We start from the raw sequence: 11,819 nt of genomic DNA on the forward strand, positions 1-11,819 counted from the left end.
GCATCGCCGTCACCGGCGCCGACGCCCCGGCCCGCGTCAATGGCGAGCCCGTCCCGGCGTGGGAGACGCTCGCGGTGCGCGCCGGGGACGTGCTGTCCTTCGAGATGCTCACCGCGGGCGCCCGCCCGTACGTGGCAGTCAGCGGCGGGATCGCGGTTCCGGAGTACCTGGGTTCCCGGTCGACGTACACGCTCACCGGCATCGGCGGGTTCCACGGCAGGCCACTGCGGGCCGACGACCGGCTGCCGCTCGGTTCGCCGCCGGTGTCCGGTCCGTCGCCAGGAACCGCGGTGCCCACCGGGCTGCGGCCCGCCGTCGGCGGCCCGGCGCGGCTGCGGCTCGTGGTGGGCCTGTGCTCCTACCGGCTCACCGACGCCGCGCTGGAGTCCTTCGTGGACACCGAGTGGAAGGTCACCAAGGACGCCGACCGCGTCGGCTACCGGCTGCGCGGCGGCACCATCGACTTCATCGACCGCGAACCGCCGTTCGGCGCGGGCGGCGACCCGGCGAACGTCGTCGACCTCGGCTACCCCATCGGCTCCGTCCAGGTGCCCGGCGGCGACGAACCGATCGTGCTGCTCGGCGACGCGGTGACCGGCGGCGGCTACGCCACCGTGGGCACCGTGATCTCCGTGGACCGGGACCGGATCGCGCAGGCCCGCACCGGCGACCGGGTGGTGTTCACCGCCGTCGACGTCGACGGTGCCATCGCCGCCCGCCGGGACCGCGGCATCCGGCTGGAGAAGATCCGCGCCGCCGTCAGCTAGTCCCGCACGCCCGAACCACCGAGGAGGCCACCATGTCGACCGTCAACGCCGCGCTCCCCGGCGTCTTCTACCGACGCCCCGCACCGGACCAGGAACCGTTCGTGGAGGTCGGCGCGGCGGTCCAGGAAGGGCAGACCATCGCGCTCATCGAGGTGATGAAGACCTTCAGCGAGGTGAAGGCCGAGCAGGCGGGCACCCTCGGCCGGTTCCTGCTCGACGAGGGCGACGAGGTGGAGGCCGGTCAGGGCGTCGCCGAGGTCGAAGCGCCATGAGCGGCCCGAACCGGGTCCTGGTGGCCAACCGGGGCGAGATCGCGGTCCGCATCATCCGCGCCTGCCACGCGGCCGGGATCGAAGCGGTGGCGGTCTACTCCGACGCGGACGAGAACTCCCGCTGGGTGCGGCTGGCCGAGCACGCGGTGCGCCTCGGCGCCTCCCCCGCCGCGAAGTCCTACTTGGACGGTGCGGCGGTGCTGGCGGCGGCGCGCGACACCCACGCCGACGCGATCCACCCCGGTTACGGCTTCCTCTCGGAGAACCCGCGGTTCGCGCGGGCCGTGGAGGACGCCGGCCTGGTGCTGGTCGGCCCGCCCGCCTCCGCGATCGAGCTGATGGGCGACAAGGCGACCGCCCGCGCCACCGCGCAGGCCGCGGGCGTGCCGGTGGTCCCGGGCAGCGCGCCGGTCACCGACCTGGCCGCCGCGCAGGGCGCGGCCGACGAGCTCGGATACCCGGTGCTGGTGAAGGCCGCCGCGGGCGGTGGCGGGCGCGGGATCCGCCCGGTGTCCTCGGCGGACGAGCTGGCCGAGGTGCTGCCCGCCGCGCAGGCCGAGGCGCGGTCCGCGTTCGGCGACGGCACGTCCTACCTGGAGCGGGCGCTGCCCCGGCCGCGGCACATCGAGGTGCAGCTGCTCGCCGACGACCACGGCGGCGCGGTGCACCTGTTCGAGCGGGACTGCTCGGTGCAGCGCCGCAGGCAGAAGCTGCTGGAGGAGGCCCCGGCGGCCGGACTGCACGAGGAGACCCGGCGGCGCATCGGCGAGGCCGCGGTCCGGCTCGCCCGGCACGTCGGCTACCGCAACGCGGGCACCGTGGAGTTCCTCGTCGACGAGGACCAGCACTTCTACTTCATGGAGATGAACACCCGCATCCAGGTCGAGCACCCGATCACCGAGGCGATCAGCGGCGTCGACCTGGTCGCCGAGCAGCTGCGCATCGCCGGGGGCGCCCCGCTCTCGTTCGCGCAGGACGACCTGGTGGCCACCGGCGCGGCCATCGAGCTGCGGATCAACGCCGAGGACCCGGACCGCGGCTTCGCCCCGTGCCCCGGTGAGGTCACCGTGTTCGACCTGCCCGGCGGACCGGGCGTGCGGGTGGACACCGGGCTGGCCAGGGGCGACCGGATCAGCCCGTTCTACGACTCGCTGATCGCGAAGCTGATCTGCTGGGGCGCCGACCGCGACCAAGCGTACGCGCGGGCCGAGCAGGCGCTGCAGGAGTTCCGCATCGAAGGCGTGGCCAGCACGATCCCGCTGCACCGGCGGCTCGTCGGCAACGACAAGCTGCGCAGCGGCCCGGTGCACACCACCTGGCTGGAGGAGCAGCTCGACTGATCAGCGGCCGACGACCTCGTCGCGCAGCACGCTGAAGCGCACGCAGTCCCGCCACTTCCCCTCGCGGAACAGCCAGCCGCGCAGCACGCCCTCCCGGGTGAACCCGGCCTTGGTGAGGGCGCGCTGTTCGGCGAGGTTGTCCACTTCGGTGCCCGCCTCCACCCGGTTCACCTGGGTGTGGGCGAACAGGTAGGCGACGAGCTGCCGCTGCGCGTCGGTGCCGTGGCCGCGGCCGCGCGCCTCCGGCAGCAGGGTGATCCCGATGTTCCAGCAGTACGAGGTCTGCCCGGTCGGGTTCTTCGCCCACGACACGAATCCGAGGCGCCGCTGCGGGTCCTGCTCGGCGACGACCAGCAGCACTCCCTCATCCACGTCCAGCAGCCCGGATTCCGCCCAGCGGCGCCGGAAATGCCCCGCGCCGTGGTAGCCGAACCAGTTGTAGGGATGGGTGGCCTCGCGGGTGTTGAGCATCCGGTCGAGATCGGTCAGGTCGTCTTCGAGCACCGGCCTCAGCAGCACAATGGTCCCCACATCGCGACCGTAGACCGATCACGCTCCGCTGCACATGCTCTGTTCCGGTGGTCGCGGCCGGACCGGATCGGTCAGGAGATCGGGCGGCGGCAGGTGTAGATCCGCGCGGGCGGCACGTTGCGCCACACCGTCCGGCTGGTGAGGACCTCGTCGAACGCGAGGTCCAGCCGGTTCCGGAACGCCCGGGCGCCTGCCATGCCGAGCGCGTGCACGTACGCGAACGTGGTGAACGCGCCACCGGGCGTGAGCACCTTGCCGACCTCGCCGAGGATGTCGCGCTGCAGCTCGCCGGGGAAGATCGACCACGGCAACCCGCTGATCACCGCGTCCACCCGGTCCACCCCGTTGTCCGCCAGCAGGGTCCGCAGCTTCGCCGCGTCGCCCTGCACGACTTCCAGCCAGGGCAGGTCGGCGCGCAGGTGCTCCACCATGCCGCTGTCGAGTTCGATCGCCAGGTGCCTGCCGCCTTCGGGCAGCCGGTCGCGGACGGCGCGGCTGAGCGCGCCGGTGCCGGGGCCGAGCTCCACGACGACCGGTCCGCCCTCGGACGCGGCGCGGGGAACGATCGAGGCCATCTCGCGGGCCAGGTAGGGCGAGCTCGGCGCCACGGCTCCCACCAGTCCGGGTTTGCGCGCCGCACGGGCGGCGAACTTCCGGTAGTCCGCGAACACCGATGCGGGCCGTCCGGTCTGGGGCCGTTGCTGGGAAGTGGTCACGGCTGCCTTCCGCGTTCGTCGGGCGAGTTCCCGGTCACCCTATCTGTCGCGGGCGGGCAGCCGTCGTCGCCCGAGCCGCCGCGGTCGGGGCGCGGCCCGGGAATTCGATCGCCGGGGCGCTGCGCGGACCGTTCACCGGTCCCGCGGAACGCCCTTTCGAACAGCGGCGCGAAGAAACGCGCGGCAATTCACTCGAATAACGTGTAACGCGGCGAGAAAGCACGGCGATAAAGCCGCTCCACCCGCCGCCGCATGCGCAGGGCTTGTCCGGTCCGGACAAGCCCGTTGCGCCGCGTTCAGGCAGGCTGCTGGACCATCGCACCCGCCGGTTCCACCGCCGGGACCTGCTCAGCGGGCTGAGCGGGAGTGTTCAGCGCAGGCTTGTTGACCCACCTGACCGCCACGCCTGCCACCGCCAGCAGCACGATCGCCTCAATTGCGAGAGCCACCCACACCATTGCCACTTTCCTTGCCTCCTTTCTGCTGACCTCCCCGTCTTCCGAGCGCGCGAACGGGCACACGCGCGTGCCCGCGCTTGGTCTCGCGATCGAAAGAGGTTCGGGGCCGAACACCCACTTGCACCCCGATAGTAGGACCTCGTTTCGGATGCGTTAAGGAGGGGTCGCCGTGGTGTGCGTCGCACCCGAGCGGACCAATGCGCGGGTGCCCGACGCCACAGCCCGTGCGGGACGCCCGCGGGCGCTCCCGGCGTTCATGCCGGTGTGGAGCACGAGGTCGACGTGGTCGTGATCGGAGCCGGGCAGGCCGGGCTCAGCAGTGCGCACCACCTGCGGCGCGGCGGAGCCGAGTTCGCGGTGCTGGACGCGGGAGCCGGCGCGGGCGGCGCGTGGCGGCACCGCTGGCCGTCGCTGCGGCTGGGCGGGGTGCACGGCATCCACGACCTGCCCGGCCTCGCCCTGGAGGAGAAGGACGGGGCGCGGCCGGCGTCCGAGGTGCTCGCGGAGTACTTCGCCCGCTACGAACGGGAATTCGACCTGCCGGTGCACCGCCCGGTGCAGGTGCGATCGGTGCGGCGCGGCCCGGACGAGCGGCTGCTCGTGGACGCCGACGTCGGCGCCGGGGCCACCGGGACCTGGGCGGCGCGAGCGGTGATCAACGCGACCGGGACGTGGACGAAACCGTTCGTGCCGCACTATCCCGGGCAGGATGCGTTCACCGGACGGCAGCTGCACGTCGCCGACTACCGCGGCGCCGCGGAGTTCCGCGGCCTGCGGGTCGCGGTGGTCGGCGGCGGGATCTCCGCGGTGGAGCTGCTCACCGAGATCGCCGAGGTGGCCACCACGACCTGGGTGACGCGCCGCCCGCCCGTGTTCGGCGACGCCGAGTTCACCCCGGACGCCGGGCGGCGCGCGGTGGCCGAAGTGGACCGCCGGGTCCGCGCCGGACTGCCCCCGGGCAGCGTGGTGAGCGTGACCGGGCTACCGCCGACGCCCGCGGTGCTGCGCGCGCGGGACGCCGGAGTGCTCGACCGGCACCCGATGTTCGAGCGGATCACGCCCCGCGGCCTGCGGTGGGCCGACGGCACCGAGGTCGAGGTGGACGTGCTCCTCTGGGCCACCGGGTTCCGCGCCGCGCTGGACCACCTCAGACCGCTGGGCCTGCGCGAACCGGGCGGCGGCATCCGGATGGACGGCACCCGGGTCGTCGCGGAACCGCGGCTGCACCTGGTCGGCTACGGCCCGTCGGCCAGCACCATCGGGGCGAACCGCGCCGGCCGCGCCGCCGCCCGCGACGTCCAGCGGCTCCTGCGTCCCTCCGGTGCGTTGCTCTGAACGGACCTCCGCCCGTGAACCCCCACCGGCCGAGACACCGGGTCCCGCGGGCGGACCGCTCGACACCGGGCACCACCCGGTCGAAACACGGGGTGGTGCGGGCCGACGGCGAACTCGCCTCGCCGGGCACCACCGCGACCGCCCGCGGGCGGCGCCGAACCCCCGAGGGCCCGTGACCCGGGCCGACCCGGCGATCAGTCCCGGGCGGGGGCGAAGGCGCGGAGCAGGTGGTAGCCGATCAGGACGATCAGCGTGCCGAGGGCGATGCCGCTCAGGCTCAAGCTCGACGTGAAGGTCAGCGACACCCCGCCGATCCCGGCGATCACCCCGGCCGCCACCGGCAGCAGGTTCACCGGGTCGGCGAAGTCGACGCGGTTCTGCACCCAGATCTTCACGCCCAGCAACCCGACCATGCCGTACAGCACCACGGTGATCCCGCCGAGCACCCCGCCCGGCACCGCGGCCACGATCGCCCCGAACTTCGGGCACAGGCCGAACCCGATGGCCACCAGCGCCGCCACCCAGTACGCGGCGGTCGAGTACACCCGGGTAGCGGCCATGATGCCGATGTTCTCCGCGTACGTGGTGGTCGGTGGGCCGCCGAGCGCGCTGGAGAGCGTGGTGGCGAAGCCGTCGGCGAACACCGCGCGCCCGAGGCTGCCCTGCAGGTCGGTGCCGGTCATCTCCTCGACCGCCTTGACGTGGCCGGTGTTCTCCGCGAGCAGCGCGATCACCGCGGGCAGCACCACGACGATCGCCGAAGCGGAGAACGTCGGCGCGTGCACCTCCGGCAACCCGAACCAGGCCGCGTCCGCCACGCCGCCGAGGTCCACCCGCGGATGGGTGCTCACGATCCCGTCGGCGTCCGGCGCGGTGATCGGCCCGAGCAGCACGTCGAACGCCCAGGACAGCAGGTATCCCCCGGCCAGCCCGAGGAACACCGCGATGCGGCCCCAGAAACCCGGCAGCAGCACGCTGCCCGCCACCACGATGATCATGGTGAGCAGCGCGGTCCACTGGTCCTGCGGCCAGTACGTCTCGGCCACCACCGGGGCGAGGTTGAACCCGATCAGCAGCACCACCGCCCCGGACAGCACCGGTGGCAGCAACCGCTGCACCACCCCCGGCCCGGCGAAGTGCACCACCACTCCGACGGCGGCGAGCACCGCGCCGGAGACCAGGATCGCGCCGGTGACGGTCGCGGTGTCCCCGCCGCCCGCGCGGATCGCGGTGACGGCGCCGACGAACGAGGCGCTGCTGCCCAGGTAGCTGGGGATCTTGCCCTGCACCACGAGCAGGAACAGGATCGTCGCCCCGCCGGAGACCATGATCGCGAGGTTCGGGTCGAGTCCCATCAGGACCGGGAACACGAAGGTGGCACCGAACATCGCCACCACGTGCTGGGCGCCGAACCCGATGGTGCGGCCCCAGGTGAGCCGTTCGTGGGGTGCCACCGACTCGCCGGGGCGCGGCGTGCTGCCGTCGCCGTGCAGTGTCCACCCGAAACCCGTTCGCCCTCGCATGGCGGACAGTCTGCCCCGGCGGCGACCCGGTCGTCCGCGGTGGTCGCGCCGGTGTGACCTGGTCGGCGCCTCGACGCGGGGCGGACCCGGGTCCACGGAGCCGGTGCCGTGGGCGCACGCGTCAGCGCGGAGCGGACTCCGGGGCCGCGGCGCGCGGGATGATCGAGCGCCCGTACTCCTCCACCGTGGACTCGACGGCGTCGTGCATGGCGTAGGCGGCGAACTGGTGCACCCCGGCCGCGCGCAGTTCGGCGAGCTTGTCCAGGTGCGCTTCGGGCGGCCCCAGCAGGCAGAACCGGTCCACGATCTCGTCGGGCACGAAGTCGGTGCTGGGATTGCCGGCCCGCCCGTGGTGGGAGTAGTCGTAGCCCTCCCGGTCGCGGACGTAGTCGGTGAGCTCCGCCGGGATCTCCGCCGAGCTCGAACCGTAGCGGCGCACCAGGTCGGCGACGTGGTTGCCGACCATGCCGCCGAACCACCGGCACTGCTCGCGGGCGTGTGCGAGGTCGGGACCGACGTAGGCGGGCGCGGCCGCGCACACGGTGATCGCGTCCGGATCGCGGCCCGCCGCCTCGGCCGCGTCGCGGACGTGCCGGACCATCCACCGCACCAGCAACGGGTCGGCGAGCTGCAGGATCACGCCGTCACCGACCCGTCCGGCCAGGTCCAGGGCCTTCGGCCCGTACGCGCCGATCCACACCGGCAGCCGCCCGCCGCGCACCCACGGCAGCCGCACGGCGGTGCCGTCCACCTCGGTCTCGCGCCCTTCCGCGAGGTCGCGGATCACGCCGACGGCGCGTTCCAGCACGGCGAGGGTGTTCGGCTTGCCGCCGGTGACGCGCAGCGCCGAATCCCCGCGCCCGATGCCGCAGACGGTGCGCTCGCCGAACATCTCGTTGAGCGTGGCGAAGGTGGACGCGGTGACGCTCCAGTCCCGGGTGGCCGGGTTGGTGACCATCGGCCCGACGACCATCCGCTCGGTGGCGGCCAGGATCTGGCTGTGGATCACGAACGGTTCCTGCCACAGCACGCAGGAGTCGAAGGTCCAGCCGTGGTCGAAGCCGAGCGCCTCGGCGCGCCGCATCAGGTCCACGACCGACCAGGCCGGGGGATCGGTTTGCAGCACGAGCCCGAACCGCATCGCGCACCTCCGCGTCGTCAGGTGGTCGTCAGGTCAGGTATTGGCAGGTGTCCCGCCGCAGGAACCGCCCGTGCCCGGGGCGGCCGCGGTACTCGCCGTCGTCGAGGACCACCGCACCGCGGGAGAGCACGGTGCGCACGCCGCCGGTGACGGTCCGGCCTTCGTACGGGTTGTAGTCGACGTTCATGTGGTGCGTCTCCGCGGACAGCACGTGCTCGGCGCGCGGGTCGTAGAGCACGATGTCCGCGTCCGATCCGGGGGCGATGGTGCCCTTGCGCGGGTGCAGGCCGAACATCCGCGCCGGGGTGGTGCTGGCCAGCTCCACCCAGCGGCGGCGGGTGAGGTGCCCGGCCACCACTCCTTGGTGCAGCAGGTCCAGCCGGTGCTCCACGCCGGGCATCCCGTTCGGGATCTTGGAGAAGTCGCCGAGCCCGAGTTCCTTCTGCGAGGCGAAGCAGAACGGGCAGTGGTCGGTGGCCACGACCGACAGGTCGTCGGTGCGCAGGCCGCGCCACAGCTCCCGCTGGTGCTCCTCGGGCCGCAGCGGCGTGGAGCAGACGTACTTGGCGCCTTCGAACCCCGGCCGGGCCAGCTCGTCGACGGTGAGGAACAGGTACTGCGGGCAGGTTTCGCCGAACACAGGCAGCCCGGTGTCGCGGGCCCGGACGAGTTCCTCGAGCGCTTCCGCCGCCGACACGTGCACGACGTACAGCGGGGCGCCCGCGACGCGGGCGAGCTGGATGGCCCGGTGGGTCGCCTCGGCTTCGAGCAGCGGGTGCCGCACCCGCCCGTGCTCGCGAGGGTCCGTGCGCCCGGCGTCGAGGGCCTGCTGCACGAGCACGTCGATGGCGATGCCGTTCTCCGCGTGCACCATGGTCAGCGCCCCGTTGCCCGCGGCCCGCTGCATGGCGCGCAGGATCCGCCCGTCGTCGCTGTAGAACACGCCCGGGTACGCCATGAACAGCTTGAAGCTGGTGATGCCTTCGCCGACCAGCCCGTCCAGTTCGGCCAGCGAGCCGTCGTGCACGTCGGAGAGGATCAGGTGGAACCCGTAGTCCACCGCGCAGTTCCCCTCGGCCTTCGCGTGCCAGGTGTCGAGCCCTTCCCTGGCTGAACCGCCGATGGACTGGATGGCGAAGTCGATGATGGTGGTGGTACCGCCCCACGCGGCCGCGCGGGTGCCGGTCTCGAAGGTGTCCGCGGAGTAGGTGCCGCCGAACGGCATCTCCATGTGGGTGTGGCCGTCCACCCCGCCGGGGATGACGTACAGCCCCTCCGCGTCGAGGACCGCGTCGGCTCCGGGCAGCCACTGCTCGGCGAGTTCGGGGGTGCCGAGCGCGGCGACCTGCTCGTCGATCACGAGCACGTCGGCTTCGATCTCCTCGGTCGCGGTGATCACCAGCCCGCCGCGGATCACCGTCCTGGTCATGGCCGCTCCCCCGCTCGTCCCAGTGCCTCGACGAGGATCGCGGCGCCCTCGCGGGCCTCCTGCTCGGTGAGGCTCAGCGGCGGGGCGATGCGCAGCACGTTGCCGTCCAGCCCGCCCTTGCCGATGAGCAGCCCGCCGCGCCGGGTCCGTTCGAGCACCGCGGTGGCCGCGGCCGGGTCGGGCGCGCCGGTGGCGGGGTCGGCGAGTTCCACGCCGAGCATCAGCCCCTTGCCGCGCACGTCGGCGACGAGCGGCAGCCGCGGCCGGGCCTCGTCGATGGCCGCGCGCAGCACGGCGCCGACGCGCAGCGCGTTGCCCTGCAGGTCGTGCTCCAGCAGGTGTTCCAGGTTGGCCAGTGCCCCGGCGGTGGTGACCGGGCTGCCGCCGAAGGTGGACAGCGAGTTCACCCCGATGCTGTTCATGATCTCCGCGCGGGCGATGACGCCGCCGATGGACAGCCCGTTGCCCAGCCCCTTCGCGAAGGTCACGATGTCCGGCGCACCGCTGCCGCCGTGCGCCTGCCAGCCCCAGAAGTGCTCGCCGGTGCGGCCCCAGCCGGTCTGCACCTCGTCGCTGATCCAGAGGATGCCGTGCCGGTCGAGCACTTCCTTGAACCGCGCGAACAACCCGTCCGGCGGGACGGCGAAGCCCCCGACGCCCTGGATGGGTTCGGCGATCAGGCAGGCCACGTTGCCGTGCAGCTGCCCGAGCACGTCCTCCAGGTCCTGCACGCAGGCGTCGGTGAACGCCGCGTCGGGCAGGTCGGCGAGCGGGGTGCCCCGGCGCCTGCTGCCGTGCACGTAGCTCGTCTGCACCGGCGACAGGCTGGTCGGCGACCAGGCCCGGTTGCCGGTGATCGCCAGCGCCGAGAAGGACCGCCCGTGGTAGCTGTTGCGCAGCGCCAGCACCTGGTTGGACCCGCGGTACCCGGTGGCCAGCAGCAGCGCGGTGTCGTTGGCCTCGGTGCCGCTGGCGGTGAAGAACACCCGCGGGTCGTCGATGCCGGACAGCTCGGCGACGCGTTCGGCCAGCTCGACCATCGGCCGGTTCAGGTACAGCGTGGAGGAGTGCAGGATGCGTCCGGCCTGCTCGGAGACGGCGGCGGTGACCTCCGGCAGCGCGTGCTCGGTCATGGTGGTGAGGATGCCGCCGAAGAAGTCCAGGTAGCGGTTCCCCTCGGCGTCGCGGACGTGCCTGCCCTCGCCGCTGACCAGGTCGATCGGCTGCTCGTAGTAGGTGGACAGCCAGTCCGGCAGCACTTGCCTGCGCCGCTTCGCCAGCTCGTCGTGCGCGCCCTCGTCGGTCATGGCCGTCCTTTCCTCTCCAGCTGCCGGTGCGGGAACGGTGTCGGTCAGGGCGCGGTGAGCGGCCCGTAGGCGTCCGGGCGCCGGTCGCGGTAGAACGCCCACTTGGCGCGGACCTCGTCGATCAGGTCGAAGTCCAGGTCGCGCACCACGAGTTCCTCGTCCTGGTCGCTGGCGACGTCGCCGACGAACCGCCCGTAGGGGTCGGCGAAGTAGCTGCTGCCGTAGAAGTCGTTGTCGCCGTACTCCTCCACGCCGACCCGGTTGATCGCGGCGATGAAGTACTCGTTGGCGACGGCGGCGGCCGGCTGTTCCAGCTTCCACAGGTAGGAGGACAGGCCCCGGCTGGTCGCCGACGGGTTGTAGACGAGCTGCGCCCCGGCCAGCCCGAGCGCCCGCCAGCCCTCCGGGAAGTGCCGGTCGTAGCAGATGTAGACGCCGACCTTGCCGACCGCGGTGTCGAACACCGGCCAGCCGAGGTTGCCGGGGCGGAAGTAGAACTTCTCCCAGAACCCGGGCAGGTGCGGCAGGTGGTGCTTGCGGTACTTGCCGAGGTACTCGCCGTCGGCGTCGATGACGGCGGCGGTGTTGTAGCAGAACCCCGGACCGTCCACTTCGAAGATCGGTACCACGATCACCATGCGCAGTTCGCGGGCGAGCGCGCGCATCCGCTCGGTGGTGGGCCCGTGCGGGACGGCTTCGGCCCAGCGCTGGTGCTCGGTGTTCTGCACCTGGCAGAAGTAGGGGGCGTTGAACACTTCCTGGAAGCCGATCACCTGCGCGCCCTGCGCGGCGGCGGCTCGGGTGTGCTGCTCGTGGACGTCGATCATGGACCGGGCGTCGCCGGTCCACTTCGCCTGGACCAGTGCGGCGCGAACCAGGTTCGGCATGGCGGCACCTCTCGTGCTGTGACCGGCCGGGGACGCTCCGAACATATGGCGCGGTCCGGGTACCTGCAATGACCGCGCGGGCCAGGATCAGCGGCGCTGAGCACCACCGGTGC

12 protein-coding genes are annotated in these 11,819 nt (G+C 72.8%); 4 read left to right on the plus strand and 8 right to left on the minus strand.

Going from position 1 to position 11,819, the window contains the following annotated elements:
• The 3 genes from ABZ805_RS11620 to ABZ805_RS11630 all read left to right on the plus strand — a co-directional run.
• Positions 1 to 767 (plus strand): biotin-dependent carboxyltransferase family protein (locus ABZ805_RS11620; RefSeq protein WP_358437931.1); only part of this gene is annotated, 767 nt, incomplete at its 5' end.
• A 32-nt stretch (positions 768 to 799) separates the two neighbouring features.
• Positions 800 to 1,039 carry an acetyl-CoA carboxylase gene (locus ABZ805_RS11625; RefSeq protein ID WP_358437934.1) on the plus strand — a complete coding sequence of 80 codons (240 nt, stop codon included), beginning with the start codon at positions 800 to 802 and terminating at the stop codon, positions 1,037 to 1,039.
• Positions 1,036 to 2,379: an acetyl-CoA carboxylase biotin carboxylase subunit gene (locus tag ABZ805_RS11630; RefSeq protein ID WP_358437936.1), complete on the plus strand. Its 1,344-nt coding sequence runs from the start codon at positions 1,036 to 1,038 to the stop codon at positions 2,377 to 2,379. The genes ABZ805_RS11625 and ABZ805_RS11630 overlap by 4 nt, the downstream gene beginning before the upstream one ends.
• Here ABZ805_RS11630 and ABZ805_RS11635 read toward each other — a convergent pair whose 3' ends face one another.
• The 3 genes from ABZ805_RS11635 to ABZ805_RS11645 all read right to left on the minus strand — a co-directional run bounded on the left by ABZ805_RS11635 (position 2,380) and on the right by ABZ805_RS11645 (position 4,084).
• On the minus strand, positions 2,380 to 2,910 hold the full coding sequence (locus ABZ805_RS11635) for a GNAT family protein (protein ID WP_358437939.1): 531 nt from the start codon (positions 2,908 to 2,910) through the stop codon (positions 2,380 to 2,382).
• 71 nt (positions 2,911 to 2,981) lie between these two features.
• Positions 2,982 to 3,626 (minus strand): methyltransferase domain-containing protein, encoded by a 645-nt coding sequence (locus tag ABZ805_RS11640; RefSeq protein WP_358437942.1) that lies wholly within the window; start codon positions 3,624 to 3,626, stop codon positions 2,982 to 2,984.
• A gap of 296 nt (positions 3,627 to 3,922) precedes the next feature.
• Complete coding sequence (locus tag ABZ805_RS11645; protein ID WP_344927170.1) at positions 3,923 to 4,084, minus strand: hypothetical protein; 162 nt, start codon at positions 4,082 to 4,084, stop codon at positions 3,923 to 3,925.
• Positions 4,085 to 4,348: 264 nt separating this feature from the next.
• On the opposite strand from ABZ805_RS11645, the gene ABZ805_RS11650 reads away from it, so the two are divergent.
• Positions 4,349 to 5,419 (plus strand): FAD-dependent oxidoreductase, encoded by a 1,071-nt coding sequence (locus ABZ805_RS11650; protein WP_358437946.1) that lies wholly within the window; start codon positions 4,349 to 4,351, stop codon positions 5,417 to 5,419.
• 194 nt (positions 5,420 to 5,613) lie between these two features.
• Here ABZ805_RS11650 and ABZ805_RS11655 read toward each other — a convergent pair whose 3' ends face one another.
• The 5 genes from ABZ805_RS11655 to ABZ805_RS11675 form a co-directional block, all read right to left on the minus strand.
• Entirely contained in the window at positions 5,614 to 6,942 is a 1,329-nt protein-coding gene (locus ABZ805_RS11655) for a solute carrier family 23 protein (protein WP_358437949.1), read from the minus strand.
• A 121-nt stretch (positions 6,943 to 7,063) separates the two neighbouring features.
• Positions 7,064 to 8,083, minus strand: coding sequence for a TIGR03842 family LLM class F420-dependent oxidoreductase (locus ABZ805_RS11660; protein WP_358437952.1), 1,020 nt, complete (start codon positions 8,081 to 8,083; stop codon positions 7,064 to 7,066).
• Positions 8,084 to 8,111: 28 nt separating this feature from the next.
• Positions 8,112 to 9,512, minus strand: coding sequence for a dihydropyrimidinase (gene hydA / locus ABZ805_RS11665; RefSeq protein WP_358437954.1), 1,401 nt, complete (start codon positions 9,510 to 9,512; stop codon positions 8,112 to 8,114).
• Positions 9,509 to 10,819, minus strand: a complete 1,311-nt coding sequence (locus ABZ805_RS11670; RefSeq protein WP_358438098.1) for an aspartate aminotransferase family protein — start codon at positions 10,817 to 10,819, stop codon at positions 9,509 to 9,511. The genes hydA and ABZ805_RS11670 overlap by 4 nt, the downstream gene beginning before the upstream one ends.
• Positions 10,820 to 10,863: 44 nt before the next feature.
• A complete protein-coding gene (locus tag ABZ805_RS11675) occupies positions 10,864 to 11,706 on the minus strand; it encodes a nitrilase-related carbon-nitrogen hydrolase (RefSeq protein WP_358437957.1) in 843 nt (280 codons plus the stop codon).
• Positions 11,707 to 11,819 lie beyond the last annotated feature (113 nt).

The organism is Saccharopolyspora sp. NPDC047091, from assembly GCF_040643635.1.
GTDB lineage: Bacteria > Actinomycetota > Actinomycetes > Mycobacteriales > Pseudonocardiaceae > Saccharopolyspora_C.